General features: G+C 37.2%; 22 protein-coding genes and 1 other RNA gene. 14 read left to right on the top strand and 9 right to left on the bottom strand.

The annotated features are described in order from the left end of the window. Positions 1 to 58: 58 nt before the first annotated feature. The 4 genes from JEP71_RS05035 (at position 59) to JEP71_RS05020 (ending at position 2,990) form a co-directional block, all read left to right on the top strand. The gene (locus JEP71_RS05035; RefSeq protein ID WP_198620814.1) at positions 59 to 430 is read left to right on the top strand and encodes a YacL family protein; all 372 of its coding nucleotides are present in this window, start codon (positions 59 to 61) and stop codon (positions 428 to 430) included. A gap of 92 nt (positions 431 to 522) precedes the next feature. Then, positions 523 to 1,383 (top strand): small-conductance mechanosensitive channel MscS, encoded by an 861-nt coding sequence (gene mscS / locus JEP71_RS05030; RefSeq protein ID WP_109371100.1) that lies wholly within the window; start codon positions 523 to 525, stop codon positions 1,381 to 1,383. Positions 1,384 to 1,547: 164 nt separating this feature from the next. Continuing rightward, a complete protein-coding gene (gene argO, locus JEP71_RS05025) occupies positions 1,548 to 2,171 on the top strand; it encodes an arginine exporter ArgO (protein ID WP_198625850.1) in 624 nt (207 codons plus the stop codon). Positions 2,172 to 2,255: 84 nt separating this feature from the next. Next, a complete protein-coding gene (locus tag JEP71_RS05020; protein WP_109419752.1) occupies positions 2,256 to 2,990 on the top strand; it encodes an oxidative stress defense protein in 735 nt (244 codons plus the stop codon). Between the two features lie 72 nt (positions 2,991 to 3,062). Here JEP71_RS05020 and JEP71_RS05015 read toward each other — a convergent pair whose 3' ends face one another. Then, positions 3,063 to 3,962 carry a LysR family transcriptional regulator ArgP gene (locus JEP71_RS05015; RefSeq protein ID WP_088494952.1) on the bottom strand — a complete coding sequence of 300 codons (900 nt, stop codon included), beginning with the start codon at positions 3,960 to 3,962 and terminating at the stop codon, positions 3,063 to 3,065. Positions 3,963 to 4,122: 160 nt separating this feature from the next. Here JEP71_RS05015 and rpiA point away from each other — a divergent pair, with 160 nt between their 5' ends. Continuing rightward, a complete protein-coding gene (gene rpiA / locus JEP71_RS05010) occupies positions 4,123 to 4,779 on the top strand; it encodes a ribose-5-phosphate isomerase RpiA (RefSeq protein WP_072063358.1) in 657 nt (218 codons plus the stop codon). 272 nt (positions 4,780 to 5,051) lie between these two features. Then, complete coding sequence (gene serA / locus JEP71_RS05005) at positions 5,052 to 6,302, top strand: phosphoglycerate dehydrogenase (RefSeq protein ID WP_198620809.1); 1,251 nt, start codon at positions 5,052 to 5,054, stop codon at positions 6,300 to 6,302. Positions 6,303 to 6,374: 72 nt separating this feature from the next. Here the strand turns inward: serA and JEP71_RS05000 are convergent, their stop codons facing one another. The 6 genes from JEP71_RS05000 to zapA form a co-directional block, all read right to left on the bottom strand. After that, positions 6,375 to 8,486 carry a type I secretion system permease/ATPase gene (locus JEP71_RS05000; RefSeq protein ID WP_198625849.1) on the bottom strand — a complete coding sequence of 704 codons (2,112 nt, stop codon included), beginning with the start codon at positions 8,484 to 8,486 and terminating at the stop codon, positions 6,375 to 6,377. A 16-nt stretch (positions 8,487 to 8,502) separates the two neighbouring features. After that, positions 8,503 to 9,864, bottom strand: a complete 1,362-nt coding sequence (locus JEP71_RS04995) for an HlyD family type I secretion periplasmic adaptor subunit (protein ID WP_198620807.1) — start codon at positions 9,862 to 9,864, stop codon at positions 8,503 to 8,505. A 2-nt stretch (positions 9,865 to 9,866) separates the two neighbouring features. Then, a complete protein-coding gene (locus JEP71_RS04990) occupies positions 9,867 to 11,924 on the bottom strand; it encodes a peptidase domain-containing ABC transporter (RefSeq protein WP_198625848.1) in 2,058 nt (685 codons plus the stop codon). A gap of 122 nt (positions 11,925 to 12,046) precedes the next feature. Next, the gene (locus JEP71_RS04985; protein WP_198620805.1) at positions 12,047 to 12,640 is read right to left on the bottom strand and encodes a 5-formyltetrahydrofolate cyclo-ligase; all 594 of its coding nucleotides are present in this window, start codon (positions 12,638 to 12,640) and stop codon (positions 12,047 to 12,049) included. 172 nt (positions 12,641 to 12,812) lie between these two features. Continuing rightward, a non-coding RNA gene (gene ssrS, locus JEP71_RS04980) (6S RNA) lies at positions 12,813 to 12,996 on the bottom strand. Between the two features lie 109 nt (positions 12,997 to 13,105). Beyond that, positions 13,106 to 13,435 (bottom strand): cell division protein ZapA, encoded by a 330-nt coding sequence (gene zapA, locus JEP71_RS04975; RefSeq protein ID WP_023581530.1) that lies wholly within the window; start codon positions 13,433 to 13,435, stop codon positions 13,106 to 13,108. Between the two features lie 176 nt (positions 13,436 to 13,611). On the opposite strand from zapA, the gene JEP71_RS04970 reads away from it, so the two are divergent. From JEP71_RS04970 to gcvP, 7 genes are all read left to right on the top strand, one after another. Further along, positions 13,612 to 14,190: a YecA/YgfB family protein gene (locus JEP71_RS04970; protein ID WP_109371086.1), complete on the top strand. Its 579-nt coding sequence runs from the start codon at positions 13,612 to 13,614 to the stop codon at positions 14,188 to 14,190. Between the two features lie 51 nt (positions 14,191 to 14,241). Then, positions 14,242 to 15,552, top strand: coding sequence for a Xaa-Pro aminopeptidase (gene pepP, locus JEP71_RS04965; protein WP_198625847.1), 1,311 nt, complete (start codon positions 14,242 to 14,244; stop codon positions 15,550 to 15,552). 13 nt (positions 15,553 to 15,565) lie between these two features. Next, positions 15,566 to 16,738 (top strand): 2-octaprenyl-6-methoxyphenyl hydroxylase, encoded by a 1,173-nt coding sequence (gene ubiH / locus JEP71_RS04960; protein ID WP_198625846.1) that lies wholly within the window; start codon positions 15,566 to 15,568, stop codon positions 16,736 to 16,738. A gap of 69 nt (positions 16,739 to 16,807) precedes the next feature. Further along, positions 16,808 to 18,043 carry an FAD-dependent 2-octaprenylphenol hydroxylase gene (gene ubiI, locus JEP71_RS04955; RefSeq protein ID WP_109371080.1) on the top strand — a complete coding sequence of 412 codons (1,236 nt, stop codon included), beginning with the start codon at positions 16,808 to 16,810 and terminating at the stop codon, positions 18,041 to 18,043. 414 nt (positions 18,044 to 18,457) lie between these two features. After that, entirely contained in the window at positions 18,458 to 19,552 is a 1,095-nt protein-coding gene (gene gcvT / locus JEP71_RS04950) for a glycine cleavage system aminomethyltransferase GcvT (protein ID WP_196570298.1), read from the top strand. Between the two features lie 34 nt (positions 19,553 to 19,586). Further along, complete coding sequence (gene gcvH / locus JEP71_RS04945) at positions 19,587 to 19,979, top strand: glycine cleavage system protein GcvH (protein ID WP_198625845.1); 393 nt, start codon at positions 19,587 to 19,589, stop codon at positions 19,977 to 19,979. 133 nt (positions 19,980 to 20,112) lie between these two features. Beyond that, positions 20,113 to 22,989 (top strand): aminomethyl-transferring glycine dehydrogenase, encoded by a 2,877-nt coding sequence (gene gcvP / locus JEP71_RS04940; protein WP_198625844.1) that lies wholly within the window; start codon positions 20,113 to 20,115, stop codon positions 22,987 to 22,989. 90 nt (positions 22,990 to 23,079) lie between these two features. Here the strand turns inward: gcvP and JEP71_RS04935 are convergent, their stop codons facing one another. Continuing rightward, positions 23,080 to 23,682 carry an HD domain-containing protein gene (locus JEP71_RS04935; RefSeq protein ID WP_198620801.1) on the bottom strand — a complete coding sequence of 201 codons (603 nt, stop codon included), beginning with the start codon at positions 23,680 to 23,682 and terminating at the stop codon, positions 23,080 to 23,082. A 31-nt stretch (positions 23,683 to 23,713) separates the two neighbouring features. Then, positions 23,714 to 24,700 (bottom strand): tRNA-modifying protein YgfZ, encoded by a 987-nt coding sequence (gene ygfZ, locus JEP71_RS04930; RefSeq protein WP_198620800.1) that lies wholly within the window; start codon positions 24,698 to 24,700, stop codon positions 23,714 to 23,716. A gap of 264 nt (positions 24,701 to 24,964) precedes the next feature. Between ygfZ and sdhE the strand changes: the two genes are divergently transcribed. Then, entirely contained in the window at positions 24,965 to 25,240 is a 276-nt protein-coding gene (gene sdhE, locus JEP71_RS04925; RefSeq protein ID WP_036913402.1) for an FAD assembly factor SdhE, read from the top strand. Positions 25,241 to 25,306: the final 66 nt, after the last annotated feature.

The raw sequence follows: 25,306 nt of genomic DNA, 5'->3' as shown, positions 1-25,306 counted from the left end.
ATAATAAGAATAAGATATTTTTTATCAAAAAGTAGCAGCTTAATAAGGGGCGTACACCATGGATTATGAATTTCAGCGAGATCTCACTGGCGGTATACTAGCCCGTTTTTCGATGGATCATGAAGCAATAGGCTATTGGCTGAATGATGAAATTCAGGGCGATATTAGTCTGATAGATCAAATTCTTGAAGAAATGGAAGGTATTAAAGGTAGTGAAAGACAGTGGGAATTAATCGGTAAAGAATACAGCCTTTCTATTGATGACGAAGAAGTGATGATAAGAGCGAATACATTACATTTTGAAACAGATGAAATGGAAGAGGGCATGAGTTATTACGATAACGAGAGTATTGCTTTTTGTGGGCTAGATGATTTCGCTACTATGCTACAAAAATACCGGTTATTTATTCTGGAAAATAGAAAAAATTAACAAATCCTATATATTTTTGGAATAAATCTGCCACAATATACTATTGAATTACTCTTCTTTTTATTACGTTTTTAAGTTTAAAAGGTGGTCTAATGAATGAATTACCTGCTAGTTTAGATGAAGCAACAGGTTGGTTTGTCGCCAATCAAGATCTCTTTATTCAGTATGCAGTCAATATTGTTGCCGCATTTTTGATCCTATTTATAGGTTTATTCGTGGCAAAAATGATTGGAAAAGGTGTTGCTAGAGTTTTAACGTTACGTCATATTGATGCTACTGTCGTGACATTCTTATCTGTTTTAGTGCGTTACACTGTTGTCGCTTTCACTTTAATTGCAGTATTAGGCCGATTAGGTGTACAAACGGCTTCTGTTATTGCTGTATTAGGTGCGGCTGGTTTAGCGGTTGGTTTAGCTTTACAAGGCTCACTTTCAAACTTTGCTGCTGGTGTGCTTATTGTTATTTTCCGCCCAATTCGTGCAGGCGAATATGTGATTATAGGGGCTGTGGAAGGTACCGTTAGAGATGTCCAAATTTTCTCAACGACTTTGCGCTCAGCAGATGACAGAATTATTGTTATCCCAAATAGTAAGATAATCAGTAGCGAAGTGATTAACTTAACGCGAGAGCCTGATCGCCGTACTCAAATCATTGTTGGTGTAGCGTATGATGCTGACATTGATACGGTAAAAAAAGTATTAGGTGATGTCGTTGCTAAAGACAAACGTATTCAACATGATAAAGGCGTGACTATCCGTTTACATGAAATGGCACCGTCTTCATTAAATTTTGTGGTACGAGTGTGGACAAAAAATGATGATGCGTGGCCTGTCTATTGGGACTTAATGGAAGACTTTAAACGCACATTGGATGCGAATAAAATTGGTATTCCATTCCCACAAATGGATGTCTATATGCATCAAATACAAAGTGCGACGACTAAAGCAGAATAGTCACACTAAAATAGATGATTTAGAGCCACGTTAATAACGTGGCTTTTTTGTATTTATTGCCATTAGTTTTTCTTATTATCAATAAGAATGATTCATTTCCTCTAATATCAAAACCCCTCTATTATTCATCCAATATTAAACGAATAATTATTAGGATATTTTGCATGTTCACAACTTTTTTTCAGGGATTCTTATTAAGTGCAGCAATGATTTTACCAATAGGGGCTCAGAATGCCTTTGTTTTACAACAAGGAAGTAAAAAACAGTTTCATTTGATGAGTGCATTTTTATGCGCTTTAAGTGATGTTATTTTGATCTCGGCAGGTGTCTTTGGTGGAAGTGCCCTACTTAGCCAATCAGAAATACTTTTATTACTGATCACTTGGGGTGGAGTCGCGTTCTTATTATGGTATGGCTGGAATGCATTTAAAACTGCTTTTTCAAAAGATATTGAATTGTCACAAAGCGAAAATCAGGTAAAAAGCCGTTGGCGTGTGATCGTAACATTAGTTGCCGTAACATGGCTTAATCCTCATGTTTATTTAGATACTTTTGTTGTGATAGGTAGTATTGGCGGGCAATTAACGTCAGAACTTCGTCCTTGGTTTACATTTGGTGCGGTATTTGCCTCTATAAGCTGGTTTTTTGCGTTATCGCTCTTAGCAGCTTGGTTTTCTCCAATATTAAGCAAAGCGCGCGCTCAACGTGTTATTAATCTGTTTGTAGGATGTATAATGTGGTTTATTGCTATTCAATTAGCTGCACAAGGATGGAAAACACTCTTTTAATCTTAAAGAATTTTACATCAGATATGCTAAGGTTCTTCTTAGCCATAAAAGATGGTCTTAAATTTTATTATGTCGGGGGTTTTTGTGAAATTAAAAGCAATTGTATTAGCATCCGTGTTTACGCTGGGATTACCTTCTTTTGCATTAGCGGCGTCTGAGCCAGAAGGGCCTCATATCACAACATCGGGTAATGCGACAATTAAAGCCGCTCCTGATATGGCAACATTAAATATTCAGGTTAACGAAAGAGCAAAAGATGCAGCTCAGGCTAAGAAACAAGTTGATGAGCGTGTTGCAAAATATTTTGCCTTCTTAAAAGAAAATGGTGTTGTTAAAGAAGATATTGATGCTGCTAATATCCGTACTCAACCAAATTATGAGTACGATAAAAAAGCAGAGCGTTCAGTGATTAATGGTTATACCGCAACACGTACTGTTAATGTTAAAATTAAGAAATTAGAACAGCTTAATACGTTGCTTGATGGCGCATTAGCAGCTGGTTTAAATGAGATTAATAACGTTGAATTTGGTGTCAATAATCCAGAACAATACAAAACAAAAGCACGAGAAGTTGCGATTAAAAATGCAATTGATCAAGCAACGTCAGTAGCAAAAGGTTTCGGTGCAGATTTAGGTGCTGTTTATAGCGTGAGTTATCGTGCGCCAGAAGCCACACCTTATCCAATCGCACAAGTGCGTATGGATGCAATGGCATTAAAAGCACAAGCACCTGCTGCTGTGCAAGAAACCTATGAACAGCAAAGCATCGAGTTTAAAGATTATGTTGATGTGGTTTTTGAATTAAAACGCACTAAATAATCATGTGGTGATAAAAATAAATAGGCTTCAATATGAAGCCTATTTTTTGTGTTAATAAGATGAAATAGCGTATTACTCTTCATCCTGTTTTAAAACTTTACGGCCAAAATCAATGAGTGCGTCTGTCACTTTTCTCATAGTTCTACTTTCTGGCGCAAATCGGTGCCAATAAAGCATACGTCGCTGGCAAAGCCCAGGAGTTAAATCAACCAACTCTCCGCTTTTTAGTTCATTAGCAATTTGCAGATGAGGGATCATACAACAGGTTGAACCTTGTTTAGCTAATTGCACAAAGGCTTCAGATGAGTTCACGATATGACACGGCACACTACCAGGTGATAAGCCGAAATTTTGTTGTAAAAATGCCTGATGCATATCATCAAGATGGTCAAATGCGACTGCTGGCGCTTTTAATAACGAAGATTTTGTTACGCCATTGGAAAAGTAGCGTTGAGCAAAGTCAGGAGAAGCAACGAATAGGTAATCGAGAGCGCCTAATTGATCGACAAGGCAACTTGGTAGTGCTTGTGGCTGAATACTGATTGCACCAACCACTTCGCCTCGTCTTAATCGTTCTTGAGTACGAGTTTCATCTTCTACTTGAATATTGAGACGAATAGGCAGTTGCGTTAAGACGGGATGTAAAGCAGGCAATAACCATGTTGCTAAACTGTCAGCATTCACCGCCAAAGAGAGTAAAAGAGGCGTAGAACCGCTATTTTCATCACCTAACCATTGTTCTTCAAGTAATTCTACTTGATGCAATAGCGCTAATAATTTTTGTCCTTGCTCAGTGGGTTGAGGTGGAACAGTTCTGACTAATAGCGGTTGCCCGAATAAGTTTTCTAATTGTTTGATACGCTGTGAAACGGCAGATTGTGTAATACATAACTTTTGCGCGGCTCTTTCAAAGCCACGTTCTCGAATGACGGCATCAAGGGCTTGTAATGCTCGATAATCAGGGCGTTTCATTAACAGACTCTCTTCGATTTTATATTCTATTGCTTACTATGCCATATTTTTCGTTGTAATGAGTTAAAATGTTGCTTCTCAGTTTTTGATGTGTCTCGTGCTAGTTTTGAATGCAATATGCTATTCTTAGTCCATTAACGTGATAAATAAGGTTTTTTAAATGACTCAGGATGAATTGAAAAAAGCAGTAGGTTGGGCGGCGCTTGAATATGTAAAACCAGGCACGATTGTGGGTGTCGGTACTGGCTCTACGGCTTCTCACTTTATTGATGCATTAGCAACAATGAAAGGTCAAATCGAAGGCACAGTTTCAAGTTCAGAAGCATCAACTGCAAAATTAAAAAGTTACGGCATTCCTGTTTTTGATTGTAATGAAGTTGACTCTTTAGACATTTATGTTGATGGTGCTGATGAAATTAACCATCACATGCAAATGATCAAAGGTGGCGGAGCAGCATTAACCCGTGAAAAAATTATCGCAGGTGTAGCGAAAACATTTATCTGTATTGTTGATGAATCTAAACAAGTTGACGTATTAGGTAAATTCCCACTACCAGTAGAAGTCATTCCAATGGCGCGCTCTTATGTTGCTCGTGAATTGGTCAAACTGGGTGGTTTACCTGAATATCGTGAAAATGTGGTAACGGATAACGGTAACGTTATTTTAGACGTTCATAACTTAACTATTCTTAATCCTATTGAACTGGAAAACAAAATTAACAGTATTCCAGGTGTTGTAACCGTAGGATTATTTGCTAACCGTGGTGCGAATGTTGTTTTAATGGGTACCTCTGAAGGTGTGAAAACCATTAAGTAATTCTTTTTAAGATAGGTAGCGATGGCTACCTATTTTTTAAATTATTTTAGAAACTGCAAATTCAGTGATATATATCACACGACAGTTATATCTCTCTTTAAAATCCTGCCATTTTCAAAGTCAAAATCATTTTACTCGGTAGAAAATCGCTTTCTTTACCGCTTATTCTGTCATCACAGCAATCGGTTGTATTGCCACAAAATCTATTTTTGTTATGTTGTTGAGACAGGATTTTGTTTTTCATTAAATGTAATAACGATAGGGCAGGGTAAATGGTCAAAGTATCTTTGGAAAAAGAAAAAATAAAGTTTCTACTCCTCGAAGGTGTGCACCAAAGTGCAGTAGAAAATTTAAGAGCTGCGGGTTATACCAATATTGAATATCACAAAGGCGCATTATCGGACGAAGAATTAAAAGAAGCTATCCGTGATGCACGTTTTGTTGGTCTTCGTTCCCGCACTCATTTAACAGAAGAGATTTTTGCTGCGGCTGAAAAATTAGTTGCAGTGGGATGCTTTTGTATTGGTACCAATCAGGTTGATTTAGAGGCTGCTGCCCGTCGTGGTATTCCTGTTTTCAACGCACCTTTCTCAAACACCCGTTCCGTGGCTGAGATGGTGCTTGGCGAATTACTGTTATTACTGCGTCGTATTCCTGAAGCCAATGCGAAAGCTCATCGTGGTGTTTGGGATAAACAAGCCAAAGGCTGTTTTGAAGCACGAGGTAAAAAACTGGGTATTATTGGTTATGGTCACATTGGCACACAATTAGGTATTTTAGCCGAAAGTGTGGGTTTAGATGTTTATTTCTATGATATTGAAAACAAACTGCCATTAGGTAATGCAACGCAAATTCGTCATCTCTCTGAACTGTTGAATATGTGTGACATTGTCAGCTTACATGTGCCAGAAACACCATCAACCAAGAATATGATTGGACATGAAGAAATTCAGCGTATGAAGCCGGGAGCAATTCTTGTCAACGCTTCTCGTGGTACGGTGGTTGATATTCCTGCATTGGCTCAAGCGTTAGAATCAAAACATTTATCTGGTGCTGCGGTTGACGTATTCCCATCAGAGCCGGGTGCAAATAACGATCCTAACGATCCGTTTGTTTCTGAACTTATCAAGTTCGACAATGTGATATTAACACCACATATCGGTGGTTCAACTCAAGAAGCGCAAGAAAACATTGGCTATGAAGTTGCGGGTAAATTAGCGAAATATTCAGATAACGGCTCTACATTATCTGCTGTTAATTTCCCAGAAGTATCACTGCCAAGCCACGGCGACGATGTAAACCGTTTACTGCATATTCATGAAAACCGCCCAGGTATGATGAATAGCATCAATAAAGTGTTTACTGAAGAAAATATCAACGTAGCCGCGCAATATTTACGTACGTCAGGTAACGTAGGTTATGTTGTGATCGATATTACAACACAAACGAAAGCTCAAGCTGAGTTAGTGTTACAAAAACTCAAAGCATTACCGGGAACAATCCGCGCTCGTATGCTTTACTAATTATTAATAAATTATTCGTAATATATTGAAGGCTCGAAATATCGAGCCTTTTTTGTATCTTTTAATCTTTATTTATTGAATTTGTTGCTGCCATAATTGGTAATAGAGTGCTTGGTTTTCTAATAAATGAGAGTGAGAGCCTTCTTCTAATACCTGCCCTTTATCTATTACATAAATATAATCTGAATGCGCTAATGTATTAAGACGGTGCGCAATACTAATTACGGTTCTGTTTTTACAAATCTGAGGTAAATTCGCTAAAATTTGTGCTTCAGACTCATAGTCTAATGCAGATGTTGCTTCATCTAAAATAAGAATACGTGGATTAGTTAATAAGGCTCTAGCAAGTGCAATACGCTGGCGTTGCCCGCCTGATAAATTAGAACCTCTTTCTCCTACTTGTGTATTAAATCCTAAAGGAAGTTGATTAATAAAATCTAAAGCGCCAGCAAGTCGAGCCGCTTCTGTTATTTCCTCTTCACTCGCATTCGGTTTTGATAAACGAATATTTTCAAAAATAGAGCCACTAAATAAAAAGCTCTCTTGTAAAACGATACTCATACTTTGGCGTAGAGATAAAGGATCAGCGATAGCTAAATCCATGCCATCAATATAAATTTTTCCTTGTTGGGGCGTATAGAAACGTTGAATTAAGCGAGTAAGAGTACTTTTTCCTGAGCCAGAACGCCCTGTAATACCAATAAATTTCCCTGCTGGAATAGATAAAGAAAGTGACTCAATAACATCAGGTGTCTTGTCTGTGTAACGAAAATAGACATTTGAAAAAGTAATGCTCCCTGTTATTTTAGGAACGGTAGCTAATCCTTGGTATTGGTGTTCTGTGGGATTACTTAAAATATCACCAATACGGCGCAAAGAAATGGATGTTTGTTGAAAATCTTGCCAACATTGCGCTAAACGTAAAATAGGTTGTGTAATATGGGCGGCAAATAAATTAAACGCGATAAGTTCACCTACGGTCATTTGTGCATTAATAATGAAATTGACGCCTTGCCATAAAATAATTGCAGTAGTGATCTTATGAATAATAAAAATAAATTGCTGAGCGAATAACGCTTTTTTAGCACCTGAAAAACGTTTATTAATATGATCGGTCAACTTGTATTGCCACTTTTCTATAAAATGACTTGCTGTCGCCGTCACTTTAATGGTTTCTATGCCATTTATCGCTTCTGTCAGTAGACTAATATTATCTGCGTTGGTTTGATATTCTTGCTTTACCCAATAACGAATGATAGGTCCTAGAATAAGCCAAAATATAAAATAAAGAACTAAAGAACTTAATGTTATCCACGTTAAGGTTGATGAATAAATAAACATCACAAAGATAAACACAGCAATAAAAATAAGATCAAGGACCATCATCAATGCTGAACCAGTAATAAATTGTCTGATATGTGAAAGCTCTTGTATACGAGCAATGATTTGTCCAGATGGGCGTTGAGTAAAAAAATGACTCGGTAAGCGGATGAGATGTTGATACGCTTTTCCTGAAAATTCAGCACTTAATTGACAAGATATAAATGCATATAACTTATCTCGCAAAAAAAGATATATGGGTTCCGTGATAGCAATTAAGACGAATAGACAGCCAAATAGATGTAAATTAGATAAATTTCTCCCCGTTAAAACGGTATCGATAAATTTTTCAAAAATAATGGGATTCACTAAAGCAAAGAGTTGAATGCAACAAGATAAAATAAAAAACAGGAATAATGATTTTTTCTGCTTTAGTATAGAAGGAATAAACCAATTTAGATTAAATTTTGATAATGATGAAGAGGGCTCTTTAGCAATAAGTTGTAATGTATTAAGCTTTTTTTCTTTATCAATGACATGTTCGGTTTTTATATTATTTGTAGGATTTATAATAATTAATGTTTTTTCTTTTGTTTTTTTTAAAATATACCAAGAATCATTTATTTCTATAAGGGTATCGATAATAAGATGCTCATTATAATCGAATAAGGAGAAATCACCTTTTAATTCCAAAAGTTGAATGGCTTCAAGAATATCCCACTTATTAAGATGATCTTCTTTACCCAGGAAATGAATAACTTGCTCTTTTTTTATCTTTCCACTTTGTGTTTTTGAAAAATAAATTAGTCCATCAATAATTGATGAGTGATATTTTTTTTCTTTCTCTAAATTAATATTGTTCATGATATTAAGCACCTTATTATTTTTCTGTTAGTGCGTTATGGCGGTAAACTTCTATTGGGCTTAAGAAATAGTCAATAACACGACGTCTATCGATAATAATTTCAGCGACTAAAGACATCCCAGGAGCAAGGTTATATTGTTGATTATTGCTTTCTATCATTTGCGTATTTAGTTCAATTTTTGCGGGATAAACTAAACCTAGCTGCTCATGTTGAACGGAATCTCTGGCGATATTGGTTATATTTCCTTCTAAGGTGCCATAACGAGTGTAAGGAAAAGCATCTATTTTTATCATTGCTTTTTGCCCTACATGAATAAAACCAATATCTTTATTGAGAATATTAACTTCTGCTATATTGTGCTGATTATCAGGAATTATCGTCATCACTTGTTGTGATGGCTGTAAGATACTGCCAAGTGTGTAATTTGTGATTTGTTGTACAGTACCTGTAACGGGAGAACGGACGATTTTTAGCTGTTGTCGTTTTTGGGCATGATTAAGATTTTGGCTATAAATTAATAGTTCACTTTCATACTGTTTATATTTATCATGCCATTCTAATTTTTTCTGTTTCTCCAATTGATCTAAATTTTCATTTAGTTTTTTCTCTTGACTCTTAATAAGTTGATATTCAGCATTCTTAATTGTAATGACTCGGTTTATTTCTAATAACTCTTTTTCATTTTCTAAATATTCCATTTGGCTAATTATTTTTTTTATAAAGAGCTTTTCCTTAAGAATAAAACGTTGTTTAATATTTTCTTTTAATATATTTAATGATAATAGTTCATTATGGATCATGGTTTGATTTTTATTATTCACCTCGATTTCGGCATCAATTAAATTTATATTACTTTCAAATTCATCTTTTTCTTTTTGGTAACTGATAAGAATAGATTTTTTTGTTTTTTCATCTAATTTATTAAAATGATAAAGTTTTTGTGGAGATGTTTCTTGGCTTAATGCTTGATAACGAAGTTTAAGTAACAGCAGGCTATCTATTTTTTTCTGTATTCCCTTAACTTCCTCATCAACACCCAGTATATCGAGTGTTAATAATGCATCACCTTGATTTACTTTTTGTCCCTCTTTTACATGAAGGACAGCAAGGCGGCTATGCTCATAAATTTGAATAACTTGAGAATGCCCTGCAACAATAAGTTTACCTGTTGCAGATGATTGCACATTTAATTTACCTAAATAAGCCCACATAAGAAAAGCGATAACACTGAATGAAATAATTGACGCAATATAACGACTATATGGCGTTAAAGGTTTTTCAATAAGTGCAATATGATTAGGGTAGAAATCATAATTAATATTCTTTTTCTTACGCTGAAATACTTTAGAAAGTGCAGATTTTATATTTAGGTTCATACTCAACATCCTTGTTGACGTTGCCAAAGTTTTTTGTAGTGGCTATTTTTTGCAATTAATTCCTTATGTGTTCCTTCTTCAATAAGGTTGCCTTTTTCCAACACAATAATACGATGGCAAGTTCTCACCGTTGAAAGTCGATGAGCAATAATGATAACGGTTCTCTCTTTTGCAATAAGAGGAAGGTGCTCTTGGATAATAGCCTGAGATTCATCATCTAATGCGCTGGTGGCTTCATCAAAGATTAAAATTTTAGGCGAAGATAATAAGGCTCTTGCAATCGCAATACGTTGGCGTTGTCCTCCTGATAAGGATTGTCCTCCCTCTGCAATAATAGTGTCATAACCTAATGGTAGTTTTAAAATAAATTCATGAGCGCCCGTTAGTTTTGCTACGTAAATAACGTCTTCTAAAGAGGCATTTTGTCGAGTGAGTCGGATATTATCAAACACACTGAGATTAAATAAAAAATTTTGTTGTAGAATAATACCTATTTGCTGGCGTACTCTATTTAAATTAAGTTGTGAAAGAGGAATATTATCAAGTGCGACATGACCTGATTGTGGAATATAAAGACCTGAGATCATGCGTGCTAAAGTACTTTTCCCTGATCCTGATGTTCCAACAACACCAATAATTTCATGTCTTTTTATATGTAATGAAATATTATTTAAAATAGCAGGCGTATGATTTTGATAATGAAAACTGACATTATCAAAGGTAATTTCCCCCTTAATATTTGTTTCTAATATTGAACTATTTTGTTCTTTAGGAAGGTTAAGTATATCTTGTAAGTTGTAGATTGCTGTTTTTGTTTTGATATATTTTCCCCAAACATCAATAGCTATCGCTAAAGGTTGTAAGCAATAGCCAAGTAGCATCGTAAAAGCAATAAGCTGACCTATTGTCATTGAGAGCGAAATAACTTCACAAGCCCCTACCCATAAGAGTAGTGCAACTGTTGTTTTATTTATGAATGACACAATAAAGCGAGATAAATTATCAATATTTTGAAGTTTTTCGTTTTCACCTGTTAGTTTATGAATTTGTGTATACCATTGTTGTGTAAACCTTGGTTCAAGAGAAAGGCTTTTAATTGTCTCAATACCACCTAAGCTTTCAGTAAGAAAGGCAGTATTGACTGCAACTTTTTGATAAAGATGCTGAACTGCAAATTCTATTTTTGGGGCAAGTAATTTAGCTAAAATAAGATAAAGAGGAATTGTCGAAATAAATATTAATGTTAGCTTTAGCGATAATATTGCCATTGCAAATATAAATAAGAAAATAAAAGAAGAATCAACAAATAACAGTAACAGCGTTTTTGTTATAAATTCTCGAATAATATCTAATTCTTTTATTCGAGCCACAATGGCACCTGTTTGACGTGATTTAAAATAGCCGATAGGAAGTCTAAATAAATGTTGGGCGAGTTTTAGACTTAACGTTATATCAATTTTATTTGCTGTATGCTGATAAATATATTCTCGAATTCCTTTTAGTGTTCCTTCTAGAATAGCAATAAAAATCAATCCAATAATTAAAACATCTAGTGTTGATAGAGCCTGATGGATAATCACTTTATCCATAATAATTTGTATTATAAAAGGTGATGTGAGCATTAATAATTGGAGAATGAGTGAGTAAAATAAAATGTTTATAAAGATAAGTTTGTATTTCTTTATTACTGTAAAAAACCATGAGAGACTAAAAAATGGATTTTCTTTAAAACAGAGATAATAGCATTGTGAGATGTTTAATGAATTGAATTGGCTTTGACTTAGGTTTTCTGTTTTATCTGTTTGTATATTATAAATAAGATATGTATTTTTATTTTTTTTTAATAATATAAATGTATTGTTTTTATTATCTAAAAAAATAATGTGATGTTCTATTTTTTTTAAAATAAATGATTTTTTTGTTTTTTTTAGTTTAAATTGATATTCAGTTTCTAATGAGTTTATAGTAGAATCTTTTTTTATTTCTATTTTTCTCTTTTTAGTTAGATTGATAATAATACTAATACTTTTTATTATGTGACTTTTTGTTTTATTATCCATGACAATAAAATACCTTTTGTATAGCTGAAAATATAAAAAGGTATTTAATATTATTTTTTTTATCAAAAATATAAAAAAACACAGATGATAATCATTAATTTTAATCTAGCACTAATAAAAAACTAAAAATGCCAGATCTTTTCTGGTGTAATAATTTCAGGTAATGGTACATCCCAATTCTCACTAGGAAGGTGAGCAACTTGTTGGCAAGTATGCGCTAATCCCATTGGATAAAATGATTTTTGTTGCCAGTTTTCTAGTGTTCTATCGTAAAAACCACCCCCCATACCTAATCGTTGACCTTGTTCATCAAATGCGACAAGTGGGGTAAAAATAATATCGATATTAGAAAGAGGGATCACCGCATTCACATTTAAAGGCGGCTCTGAAATATTAAAGCGATTTTTTACTAATGTAGTAGAAGGTGTGTAGCGTAAAAAAAGGAGGTGATGGCGATGAAAGGGATGCAATACAGGTAAGCAAACTTGTTTATTTAATGCCCATAGCTGGGAGATCAAAGGTGATGTATCAATTTCACCATCAAAAGAAAGAAACAGTGCAATCGTCTGCGCTTGTTTGATTTTAGGGTGAGTAAGAACTTGTTCGCATAGTTTTAGCGCAGCGTCCTGCTGTTGCTCTTGAGTGAGTAAACGTCTCTTTTGGCGGATAGACTTGCGTATTTCATCTCTTTGCTGAAAAAGTGAGGCTTCTATCATTCATCAACCCATCAGTAAGTCGTTAGTGTTAATGATGAAGTATCATTAACATCAATTTATTACACTTTAGAGGTAAAAAAGAGAAAAGCCAAGATTGGGTAAGGGAAAAGGGTATAAAAAAAGTTCTAAACATTAAGCATTTATAAAATACTCAGTGTTTAGAACTTAAATGGAGGTCTCCAAGATGCCGCCGCAAGCTGTAACCCTTGAACCCATGGTCCAAGGTGAACATAGTGTTGCTGCCATTAGGCTGCCTGAACGAATCGGGTATGCTCACAAGCAACAGATCACCACGTTCTATGTGTTTCGAATATCGGCTCAGGGGACTGGCCCGCTGGCAAACATCTCAGAGAAATTTGGTGGGTGCGTTAAGCACCTTATCTATGAACTATTGTATTATTTTAATTGTAGAAAGCAACCTATTATCTGTGAATTTCGTGGTGTACGCGTGCTTTCTGAACAAATCTACTTCGCAGTTGAAAAAGTGCGATCATGATGCTTGCCTTGATCGTGTAAAGCTTGTTCAATGGATTGTTGTAGCATTTTTATCTTCTCTTCCATGTTGTAGGCATAGTCTCTGGTTTTTAACTTTTCTTCTGCCAACTCATGACTCATATTTAATGCCACGATAAAAATTAAGTGCTCTGTGTTGGAAACACCACTGCGTTCTTTGAGATCTTGTAATCGTTGTTCCAGTTCAGCAGCAGAAGCCAGTAAAGCATCTCTTTGTTCTGGTGGGCAATTGACACGTAATGAGCGCCCAAAAATTTGAAGATCAACGGGTTGTGCGGACATGATTCCTTCCTGACATAAAATCTGTGCTACGTGTTTAGTAGTGTATACGGTTATAACGCTGTATTAAACGCTATTACTGCAAAAATTCCAATGATTAACATGGCTTAACTGGTACAGCGACTTCTATTGATGGTAGCATATCTTGAACTATTCCCCTAAATGCGACGTTTATTCTTATGTCAAAACAGAACACATTACCGAATTATCAAACTATTGATGCATTATTACAGCAACATACAGTACCTTTAACCGCGGCTGAAATGCATGGTTTGATTACAGGATTTATTTGCGGTGCAGTGCGCGATAACAGTTGGAAAACCTTATTACACGATTTGACTAATGAGGGTTTAGCTTTTCCTAAAACGTTATCAGAGCCACTTGAAGAGCTTTATCACATCACCTATGAACAGCTCGATGACAGTGTGTTCAACTTCTCTATGTTAGTGCCTGACGAATCTGAATCTGTTTTTCTAAGAGCCGATGCCCTTGCGGGATGGGTTAATCATTTTCTTTTAGGTCTGGGTGTTGCTCAACCTAAGTTGTCTGATCATAAAGAATTGACCGAAGTGATTACTGATTTGCGTAATATTGGTGCGCTAGGTTATGAAGAAGACGAAAACCAAGAAGAACTTGAAGATGCACTTGAAGAAGTCAGTGAATATGTAAAAGTATCCGTTCAACTTTGTTATATCACTTTTGTCGCTCCAAAAGACAAAGGAAATGACAAACAAAATGAGCAACGTGTACTACATTAATTTCATCATTAATTAGATAACCATAAAGATAAATGAAAGACAGGAGTGGGTATGAATAAGCAAGAATTTTTATCCCGTCGTCAGGCATTATTAGCTCAAATGAAGCCTGCGAGTGCAGCTATCTTTTTTGCCGCACCACCAGCGCAACGTAATGCCGATAGTGAGTATCCTTATCGCCAACATAGTGATTTCCTTTATCTAACTGGTTTCAGCGAGCCTGAAGTTATTCTTGTGCTGATTAAAAGTGATGAAACACATAATCACAGTGTGCTTTTTAATCGCGTTAGAGATTTAACCGCTGAAATTTGGTTTGGTCGTCGCCTTGGACAAGAAGCTGCACCTGAAAAATTAGGTGTTGATAAGGCGCTACCTTATGAAGATGTTGGTGAGCAACTGTACCAATTATTAAACGGGTTAGATGTTGTTTATCATGCTCAAGGTGAATATGCGTTTGCTGATGAGATAGTCTTTGGTGCATTAGAAACCTTAAGAAAAGGTTCTCGCCGTAACTTAAAAGCACCACAAACTATCATTGATTGGCGTCCAATTGTTCATGAGCAACGCCTATTTAAATCTGATTTTGAACTTGAATTACTGCGTAAAGCTGGAAAAATTACCGCATTAGCACATACGCGTGCGATGCAAAAATGTCAGCCGGGTATGTATGAATATCAACTTCAAGGTGAGATTGAACATGAGTTTACCTCTCATGGTGCGCGTTTCCCTTCGTATAATAGTATTGTCGGCAGTGGTGAAAATGGTTGTATTTTGCACTACACCGAAAACGAAACCAAAATGCGTGATGGGGATTTAGTTCTTATTGATGCAGGCTGTGAATATGAAGGTTATGCCGGTGATATCACCCGTACTTTCCCTGTTAATGGTAAATTTAGCCGTCAACAACGTGAAATTTATGACATAGTCTTAAAATCCATCAATGTTTCTTTGGAATTGTACAAACCTGGTACAAGTATCAAAGAAGTCACTGAGCATGTCGTGTATATCATGGTCGAAGGACTGGTTAAACTGGGCATTATGCACGGTGAAATCGAGCATCTTATTGAGACAAAAGCCTATCAGCGTTTCTTTATGCATAGCTTAAGCCATTGGCTAGGTCTTGATGTTCATGATGTTGGACATTATGGCACGGAGCGTGACCGCATTTTAGAACCTGGCATGGTACTGACCATTGAACCGGGACTTTACATTGCGCCAGATGCAGATGTGCCACAAGAGTATCGTGGCATTGGTATTCGCATTGAAGATGACATTGTTATCACGGAAACAGGCAATGAGAATTTAACGGCATCTGTCGTTAAAGATCCTGATGAAATTGAAGCTCTGATGGCAGGAAAAATTTAAGGCTAAAATCAGCATGAATGTGATTATTGTGGGTGGTGGAATGGCAGGTGCGACATTAGCACTTGCACTCTCTGCATTAAATAAAGGTAAGATTTCAATTTCGTTAATTGAAGCAAGAGAGCCTGACAATGGGCACCCTGGGTTTGATGCAAGAGCGATCGCATTAGCACATGGAACAGCGAAACGGTTAGAGCAAATCGGGCTTTGGTCAACATTAAAACCTTTTGTCACTCCCATTAATCATGTTCATGTCTCTGATAAAGGTCATTGTGGTTTTGTTAATATTCATGCACAAGACTATGATATCTTAGCACTGGGTTATGTTATTGAATTGCATGATGCTGGGAGTCAGCTTTTTGCTAAGTTAAAAAAACAATCTAATATCACGCTTTATTGCCCCGCTAAAGTTGAACAAGTTCAACGTAATATCGATTCTGTTGAGGTAACACTTGATGATGGTACGCAATTATCGGGTGATTTACTGATTGCTGCTGATGGTACTCATTCACCTATTGGTCACCAGTGCCATATTCAATGGCAACGAGAGCCTTATCATCAAGTGGCTGTGATCGCTAATGTCAAAACAGAAATTGATCCTCAAGGCAAAGCTTTTGAGCGTTTTACGGAGTTTGGTCCATTAGCCATGTTACCAATGAGTGAAGGGCGTAGCTCATTAGTATGGTGTCATCCTATTGAAAAATTGGATGAAGTTTCACAGTGGGATGATGAAACAACTATCGCGCATTTACAGCGTGACTTTGGCTGGCGTTTAGGAAAGATAGAGCATATTGGTAAGCGAAATTGCTACCCTTTAGCGCTACAAAAAGCCAATCAAATTATTGGTCATCGTTTAGCGTTAGTTGGAAATGCCTCGCAAACACTTCATCCTATTGCAGGACAAGGTTTTAACCTTGGTTTACGTGATGTTATGGCACTTGCCAATACGATCACCCAAGCGATTAATGCCAATACTGATATTGGTAGTTATCGAGTACTCTCTCAATATCAACAACTTCGCCAACAAGATAGAGAAAAAACAATCTCTATTACTGATGGGTTGGTGAAAGTGTTTGCAAATCGTTGTGTGCCACTGATTGTTTCTCGCAACTTAGGGCTAATGACGATGGAATTACTCCCAATGATGAGAGATAAATTGGCGCATCAAACACTTGGCTGGACAGACTAGAGCGTGTTGATCTTTGATGGTCAATTTTTATTCGAATTAAATATAGTCGCTTTTTAGGATACTTTTATTATGAAATCATTTGATGTTGTTATTGCTGGTGGTGGAATGGTTGGGCTTGCATTAGCCAGCGGATTACACGGGTGTGGATTACGTATAGCGATAATAGAAAATCACCCAGTAACGACGCTTTTTCACCCACAAGATGATTTTTCATTACGCGTATCTGCTATTAATACAGCCAGTGAAATGCTGCTGAAAAAATTAGGTGTTTGGGAAAATTTGCAAGCATTACGAACAGCACCTTATCAAGGTATGGAAGTTTGGGATCAAGATAGCTTTGGCCGTATTGAGTTTTCAGCACAAAAAGAAGGATTCAGCCACTTAGGCTCTATTATCGAAAATAACCTTATTCGTGAAGTGCTTTGGCAAAAATGTGAAAGCCATAGTGATATTACCTTCTATTCATCAACGCAAATTGAGCGTGTGGTATGGGGGGAAAACGATGCTTTCATTACCCTTAATGATGGTGAAATGTTAACCGCAAGACTTGTTGTGGGCGCTGATGGTGCTAATTCATGGCTACGTAAACATGCTGATATTCCACTGACGTTTTGGGACTATGAACATCACGCATTAGTTGCCACTATTCGTACCGAACAACCTCATGAAAATGTTGCGCGCCAAGTTTTTCATGGCGAAGGTATTTTGGCATTTCTGCCTCTTTCTGATCCTCATACTTGTTCTATTGTTTGGTCTTTACCAAGCAACCTTGCTGAACGTTATAAAAGCGCAGAAAAAAGCTTATTTGAGCGCACATTGGGTGTGACCTTTGATATGCGTTTAGGTCAATGTGAATTAATAAGTGATCGCATGACCATACCATTAACAGGTCGTTATGCTCGCCAATTTGCCGCTCCTCGCTTAGCGTTATTAGGCGATGCTGCTCATACTATCCACCCTTTAGCTGGACAAGGTGTTAACCTTGGTTTTATGGATGTTGCAGAGTTAATTGGTGAAATTCGCCGTTTAAAAGCTGAAGGTAAAGATTTTGGTGAATATCTCTATTTGAGACGATTTGAACGTCGCCGCAAACATGCAGCCGCGGTGATGTTGGCAAGTATGCAAGGATTTCGTGAACTTTTTGCTGGCAATAACCCCGTTAAAAAACTGGTTCGAGATATCGGTCTTTCGTTAGCGGATAGTTTACCGGGGGTAAAACCTAAGTTACTTGAGCAAGCAATGGGACTTTCTGATTTACCTGAGTGGTTAAGTAATAAAAATTTCACTTCAGTTGAAAAAATCTAATTTCTCTCTTATTTCACATTACTTTTATTTATATCTGACTGAAGAAATAGAACTAAAAAAATCTATTTTTTCAGTCTATTCTTTGCACTAATTCCCTTTTTTCAGTAATTCCTCGCTAAAAATGAGCGCTGATACGCATAATTGCAATCATTAGTTCTGCATACCCATATGTCTACATTATGATTAAGAGACACAATACCCTATTTTAACTTATGGTTTATTTTTTCTCACAATGCTAAGTTCAAGGGGATGGTATCGTTTGCGTTGTACGTTAATTGCTCGTATTTGTTAAATCTATGTTTAAAAATAAACTTAAGTTTGAGATTAACACTATGATTTCAAATCAAGTTTAATTTTATATTTAACAAATTACGTTCTCTGAATAATCTAAAGTAAAAGTAGAAAGAGGGAAGAATGGCAAAACAGACTCCGTTGTATGATGAGCACGTAGCCTGCGGTGCTCGTATGGTCGATTTTCATGGTTGGATGATGCCTTTGCATTATGGCTCCCAAATAGATGAACATCATATTGTACGTCGTGATGCAGGTATGTTTGATGTTTCTCATATGACCATTGTTGACTTACATGGCTCACAAGTTAAAGATTTTCTACGTTATTTATTAGCGAATGATATCGCTAAACTCACCGAAAAAGGTAAGGCGCTTTATACCGGTATGCTAAATGCATCAGGTGGTGTAATTGATGATCTTATCGTCTATTACTTTGATGACTCTTTCTATCGTCTCGTTGTGAATTCTGCCACTCGTGAAAAAGATCTCGCGTGGATTGAACAACATGCTTCAGATTATGTGGTTGATATCACTGTTCGTGACGACTTAGCATTAATCGCTGTTCAAGGTCCTCATGCACAAGAGAAAGTACAAAGCTTATTAAGCGAAGCGCAACGCCAAGTCGTTTCTGCTATGAAGCCTTTCTATGGTGTAGAGCTTGGAGACTTGTTTATTGCGACAACGGGCTATACCGGTGAAGCTGGCTATGAAATCGCAATGCCAAAAGAGCAAGCAGTCGATTTTTGGAAAAAATTATTAGCTGTGGGAGTTAAACCCGCAGGATTAGGTGCAAGAGACACATTACGCCTAGAAGCGGGAATGAACCTCTATAGCCAAGAGATGGATGAAACGATTAATCCACTTGAAGCAAATATGGGATGGACGATTGCATGGGCACCAGAAGATCGTCAATTTATTGGTAGAGAAGCATTAGAAAAATTACGCGCAACAGGCACAGATAAACTTGTTGGTCTTGTAATGCGAGAGAAAGGTGTGTTACGTGCTGGCACTGCCGTACACTTTACTGATGATTTAGGCGAGTTAAGAGAAGGTATTATTACAAGTGGTACTTTTTCGCCTACATTAGGCTTTAGTATTGCATTAGCAAGAGTTCCAGCAGGTATAAAAGATAGCGCAATTGTATTAATGCGTAATCGTGAGATGCCAGTAGAAGTGGTAAAACCTGGTTTTGTTCGTTCAGGTAAAGCATTGGTATAACACGTACAATTATTTTAAATGGAGAGTAAGGTCAATGAGTCAAATACCTAGTGAATTAAAATACGCACAATCTCATGAGTGGATCCGTTCAGAAGGCAATGGTGAATACACTATCGGTATTACTGAACATGCACAGGAATTATTAGGTGACATGGTGTTTGTTGATCTACCAGAAGTGGGTAGAGAAGTCGCAGCTGGTGATGATTGTGCGGTAGCGGAATCAGTAAAAGCAGCATCAGATATTTACGCACCATTATCGGGTGAAATTATCGCAGTAAATGAAGAGTTAGATGGTTCTCCAGAACTGGTGAACAGTGCGCCTTACGGAGAAGGTTGGTTATTTCGCATTAAAGCAAATAATGAAAGCGAATTAGATAACTTACTTGATGCCACCGGTTATCAAGAGCTGGTAGATAGCGAAGAGTAAAACGAAGCGCCCCGTCAAATCAATGTCGGGGCGTTTTTATTTGTTAGCTTGTTATCGTAATGCTATATCAACGCGCTTTAAGCCTTGAGCTATTTACCTATCCATTCATAGTGAATTCAGGAAATTACTTGCAATGACACAGACTTTAAATCAGTTAGAGTATCGCGATGAATTTATTCGTCGCCATATTGGCTCATCACCAGAACAGATTAAAGAGATGCTCAGTGCTGTTGGCGTCTCCTCATTAAATGAATTAACTCAAAAAATTGTTCCAGATAATATTCAATTAGAAACACCACCGAATGTGGGTGCAGGGGCAACAGAGCAAGAAGCCTTGGCTGAATTAAAAGCGATCGCCAGCCAAAATAAACGTTTTACTTCTTACATTGGAATGGGTTACGCACCTTCTGTATTGCCTCCTGTGATTTTGCGTAATTTATTAGAAAATCCAGGTTGGTATACCGCTTATACACCTTATCAGCCAGAAGTTTCTCAAGGTCGTCTAGAATCACTATTGAATTTCCAACAGGTTACAATTGATTACACGGGAATGGATCTCGCTTCCGCATCGTTGCTAGATGAAGCAACGGCCGCAGCTGAAGCAATGGCAATGGCAAAACGTGTAAGCAAATTGAAAAATGCGGATCGTTTCTTTGTCGCTGATGATATTCACCCTCAAACCTTAGATGTTGTCAGAACGCGTGCAGATACTTTTGGTTTTGAGGTTGTTGTTGATAAAGCTGAAAAAGTATTAGAGCTTGAAGGTGTCTTTGGTGTGCTATTACAACAAGTCGGCACAACGGGCGAAGTTCATGATCACAGCAAGTTATTAGCCGCACTAAAAGAGCGCAAAATAATTACCAGTGTTGCCGCTGATTTAATGGCGCTGGTGGTTCTCACTGCGCCAGGTCATCAAGGTGCTGATATCGTATTAGGTTCAGCGCAACGTTTTGGTGTCCCTATGGGTTACGGTGGCCCACATGCGGCATTCTTTGCTTGCCGTGATGAATATAAACGTGCGATGCCGGGTCGTATTATTGGTGTCTCTCGCGATGCTGCGGGTAATCGTGCATTACGTATGGCGATGCAAACGCGTGAACAGCATATTCGTCGTGAAAAAGCGAACTCGAATATTTGTACATCCCAAGTTTTACTTGCCAATATCGCGGCTATGTATGCGGTTTATCATGGGCCAGAGGGGTTAAAAACCATCGCTCAACGTATTCATCGTTTAACGGATATTTTAGCTGCGGGTTTACAACAAAACGGTATGGTATTACGCCATAAAACTTGGTTTGATACATTAACGATTGATACCGCAGATAAAGCCGCTGTATTACAACGTGCTAAAGATGCCGAAATTAACTTACGTACCGATATTGTGGGTGCTGTAGGTGTAACACTAAGCGAAATTACAACGCGTGAAGATGTATTAAAGCTTGTTGAAATTATCAGTGGTAAAGCATTCACTGGTGATATTGATGCACTTGATAAACAAGTTGCCTCCTCATCAGTATCAATTCCTGCTTCTATGCAACGTAAAGACACTGTGCTGACACATGAAAACTTTCATCAGTATCACAGTGAAACAGAAATGATGCGCTATATGCATCGTTTAGAAAATAAAGACTTAGCATTGAATCAAGCGATGATCCCATTAGGATCATGTACGATGAAACTTAATGCTGCTGCTGAAATGATCCCTATTACATGGCCTGAATTTACAGAGCTACATCCATTCTGCCCAGCCTATCAAGCGAAAGGCTATCAAGTGATGATTGGACAACTGTCCAATTGGCTTGCTGCATTAACGGGTTATGATGCGATGTGTATGCAACCAAACTCGGGTGCGCAAGGTGAATATGCGGGCTTATTAGCGATTCGTCGTTATCACCAAAGCCGTGGTGAAGGTGCGCGACATATCTGCTTGATCCCAAGTTCAGCACACGGTACTAACCCAGCTTCTGCTCATATGGCAGGCATGACAGTGGTGGTGGTCGGTTGTGATGATAACGGCAATATCGATATTGCAGACTTAAAAGCCAAAGCAGAAAAACATCAAGCTGAACTCTCTTGTGTGATGGTGACATACCCATCAACGCATGGTGTTTATGAAGAAGGTATTCGTGAAGTTTGTGAAATCATTCATCAATATGGCGGACAAGTTTATCTTGATGGTGCCAATATGAATGCGCAAGTGGGGATCACAACACCGGGCTTTATTGGTTCTGATGTTTCTCACTTAAACTTACATAAAACCTTCTGTATTCCTCATGGTGGTGGTGGTCCAGGAATGGGGCCTATTGGCGTGAAATCACACTTAGCGCCATTTGTACCAGGTCATTCTGTTGTTGAAATGGAAAATGTCACTACACAAGGTGCTGTTTCTGCGGCTCAATTTGGTAGCGCTTCAATACTACCGATTAGTTGGATGTATATTCGTATGATGGGCGCACAAGGGCTTAAACAAGCAAGCCAAGTGGCAATCTTAAATGCGAACTATATCGCACAACGTTTGAAAAATGATTATGACATTCTTTATGCTGGCGCTGATGGTTATGTCGCACATGAATGTATTATCGATATTCGCCCATTAAAAGTGAATTACGGTATCAGTGAAATGGATGTGGCTAAGCGTTTAATTGACTATGGATTCCACGCTCCAACTATGTCATTCCCAGTTGCGGGCACATTAATGATTGAGCCAACAGAGTCTGAAAGTAAAGTTGAAATTGATCGCTTTATTGAAGCTTTGCTTTCTATTCGTGCTGAAATTGCACAAGTAGATAAAGGCGTATGGCCAATTGATGACAATCCATTAGTTAATGCACCTCACACACAATATGAATTAGTGCAAGAGTGGTCACATAGTTATAGTCGTGAATGTGCGGTGTTCCCAAGTGAAGCAACGAAACAAAGCAAGTATTGGCCAGCGGTTAAACGTCTGGATGATGTATATGGCGACCGCCATTTACATTGTTCATGTGCGCCAATTAGTGACTATGAATAAGCTTTAATCTAGCTATATTCTTAAATTTAAATACCGATGGTTAAGTTAGCCATCGGTATTTTTTATTTAACAAATTCAGCATTGAATAGATTACTTCAGCCAGCCTTTTTTCTGTGCCTCTAATAATTGAGGGTAGAGATATTGCCAAAATTCAGGCCACTGTTTTTCAATAAACAGATTACGTGCTAATACTTGCTCTAAGCGGATATTATTTTCGACCCAGCTTTGACCTTTATTATGTAAATTCATCAGCATCGGCATGGTGCGATCAAGAATATTAGCAAACTGAGATTCAGGTGTTTCAGCCGCATCATATTCCAGCCATAAATTGAGGAAATATTCACTTTGTGGGGAAGGCAATAAAGAGAAAATACGTTTTGCGGCTTTTTGCTCGTGCTCTTTAATCGCTTCGCGAGCGGCAACGTCATAAACCATCACATCGCCAGCATCTATTTCGACGATATCGTGAACAAGGGCTAATTGAATAGCTCGTCCCATATCAATGTCACCCGCGTAAGGCTGAAAACTCATTGCTGCAACGGCAAAGTGCCAACTATGTTCTGCGGTATTTTCGGAACGACTATTGTCTAATACATTATTTTTACGATAAACACGTTTTAGTTTATCTAACTCCATAATAAAGTTAATAGTATCAGAGAAGGGGCCAAATGCCCCTTTTGGTAATTGTGTCATAAAAGTCCGTATTGGTTATGATAAATAAGAATTACTCTTCTTCTAAAGAATAAGGCAGTGGTTTAATGGATAAACGACTGATGTTATCGTCTTGAACTCGAAATACACTATCTGGCTCCATATCGTTATTCATAACAACTTCAGCCAAAATAGTATTATCAGCCATACGTACAGCGCTTAATACCGTTCCTGTTTTACGCCATTTATCTTCGCCTAATTGCCATTCAACGCTACCACCAATCTCTGGCAATTCAGTACCACCACCTGATAACAAATACATAGCACGTTTATTTGCGCCTCTGAATTTCGCACGAGATACCATCTCTTGCCCAGTATAACAGCCTTTTTTAAAGCAGATACTCAGCGGTAATGCTTGCAGATTTGTTGCTTGAGGTAAGAATTGCTCAATATTTGGAGTATCAATAATAGGATATCCAGCCTCAATATCTAAGGCTAACCATTGCTCACTATTACTGGTTTCTGCTTTTAATGTTGTTGCAAGATTTTTTGCTGTTTCTTCGTCTGTTACGATTAAAAAGCGTTCAGTAGGTAAAGGTAATTGCAGAATATAAGTATTATCGTGATTAACCACTTCGTTTGCTTTACGAGGAATATTTGGAAAGTAATCTGCTAATGCAAGAGCAGCACCTTGCCCTGCTAATCCTAATAAAACGCTATCTGTATTTTCAGCTAAGGTTACTTTTGAAAATACAGCATATTTTTTTAATTCAGCAAGTTGTTTTTGTGCGACATTTTTACGCAAAATATAAGCAAAACCCTCTTGCTGGTGGAATAAGCGAAGTGTACTCCACATTTTACCTTTTGCTTCACAGTGTGCAGACAATGTATGTGTTGTTGTTGGAAGTGCTGCAATATCCGTTGTTAGTTGACCTTGTAGATATTTTTCACTGTCAGCACCTGTTGCTGTTATCAGTGACCATTCATCTAAAGAAACCAGTGTTAATGGTAAATTGATTGCTGCATGAGGGCGTTTAGCCTGAGTAGAATTTTGAGTCATGATGTCACCAGCTATTAAATTAATCAGATACATCAGTTATGGTAAAAGAGTGGCAAGACAATGCAAGTCATTATTATTTTTAACGCACGGAAAATGAACTTGATAAATAACAAATGAAAGCATGTTCAATAGGTTGTCTATGAGACTAAACCTGCAAACTGTGATCATTTTGATGTTAAAAATTTTGCGATAAGACTATTATCAATGCTAGGAAGAAATAGTGGTATTTCTTGATTTGAACAATGTAAAGAGCAGAGTATGACTATCGATATAGAGAATAAAGCACGAATTAACTGGGCATGTCGTCGTGGAATGCGTGAACTGGATATTTCTATCATGCCTTTTTTCGAGAATGAGTACGATACGCTATCTGATAACGATAAAGCACTTTTTGTTCGTTTACTAGAGTGTGCAGATCCTGATTTATTTAACTGGTTAATGAATCATGGGCGCCCTGATGATGATGCGCTCTATTATATGGTGAAATTAATCCAAGATCGCAATAAAGCTAGAATGGCGGAGATCGTTGATAAATATTAATAAAATAGATTATCAAATCAACGATAGGATTAAATAGTAATTAAGATTGATTAAAAATGACGCCTT

It is taken from the genome of Proteus sp. PR00224 (genome assembly GCF_016238105.1).
Lineage (GTDB): Bacteria > Pseudomonadota > Gammaproteobacteria > Enterobacterales > Enterobacteriaceae > Proteus.
Note: the sequence above shows the minus strand (reverse complement) of the source record. Positions and strands in the feature narration are given on the sequence as shown.

Bases quoted from the DNA above. Each gene is read 5' to 3' on its own strand.
- JEP71_RS05035 (WP_198620814.1), top strand. From the start codon at position 59: ATGGATTATGAATTTCAGCGAGATCTCACTGGCGGTATACTAGCCCGT.
- mscS (WP_109371100.1), top strand. From the start codon at position 523: ATGAATGAATTACCTGCTAGTTTAGATGAAGCAACAGGTTGGTTTGTC.
- argO (WP_198625850.1), top strand. From the start codon at position 1,548: ATGTTCACAACTTTTTTTCAGGGATTCTTATTAAGTGCAGCAATGATT.
- JEP71_RS05015 (WP_088494952.1), bottom strand. From the start codon at position 3,962: ATGAAACGCCCTGATTATCGAGCATTACAAGCCCTTGATGCCGTCATT.
- rpiA (WP_072063358.1), top strand. From the start codon at position 4,123: ATGACTCAGGATGAATTGAAAAAAGCAGTAGGTTGGGCGGCGCTTGAA.
- serA (WP_198620809.1), top strand. From the start codon at position 5,052: ATGGTCAAAGTATCTTTGGAAAAAGAAAAAATAAAGTTTCTACTCCTC.
- JEP71_RS05000 (WP_198625849.1), bottom strand. From the start codon at position 8,486: ATGAACAATATTAATTTAGAGAAAGAAAAAAAATATCACTCATCAATT.
- JEP71_RS04995 (WP_198620807.1), bottom strand. From the start codon at position 9,864: ATGAACCTAAATATAAAATCTGCACTTTCTAAAGTATTTCAGCGTAAG.
- JEP71_RS04990 (WP_198625848.1), bottom strand. From the start codon at position 11,924: ATGGATAATAAAACAAAAAGTCACATAATAAAAAGTATTAGTATTATT.
- JEP71_RS04985 (WP_198620805.1), bottom strand. From the start codon at position 12,640: ATGATAGAAGCCTCACTTTTTCAGCAAAGAGATGAAATACGCAAGTCT.
- zapA (WP_023581530.1), bottom strand. From the start codon at position 13,435: ATGTCCGCACAACCCGTTGATCTTCAAATTTTTGGGCGCTCATTACGT.
- JEP71_RS04970 (WP_109371086.1), top strand. From the start codon at position 13,612: ATGTCAAAACAGAACACATTACCGAATTATCAAACTATTGATGCATTA.
- pepP (WP_198625847.1), top strand. From the start codon at position 14,242: ATGAATAAGCAAGAATTTTTATCCCGTCGTCAGGCATTATTAGCTCAA.
- ubiH (WP_198625846.1), top strand. From the start codon at position 15,566: ATGAATGTGATTATTGTGGGTGGTGGAATGGCAGGTGCGACATTAGCA.
- ubiI (WP_109371080.1), top strand. From the start codon at position 16,808: ATGAAATCATTTGATGTTGTTATTGCTGGTGGTGGAATGGTTGGGCTT.
- gcvT (WP_196570298.1), top strand. From the start codon at position 18,458: ATGGCAAAACAGACTCCGTTGTATGATGAGCACGTAGCCTGCGGTGCT.
- gcvH (WP_198625845.1), top strand. From the start codon at position 19,587: ATGAGTCAAATACCTAGTGAATTAAAATACGCACAATCTCATGAGTGG.
- gcvP (WP_198625844.1), top strand. From the start codon at position 20,113: ATGACACAGACTTTAAATCAGTTAGAGTATCGCGATGAATTTATTCGT.
- JEP71_RS04935 (WP_198620801.1), bottom strand. From the start codon at position 23,682: ATGACACAATTACCAAAAGGGGCATTTGGCCCCTTCTCTGATACTATT.
- ygfZ (WP_198620800.1), bottom strand. From the start codon at position 24,700: ATGACTCAAAATTCTACTCAGGCTAAACGCCCTCATGCAGCAATCAAT.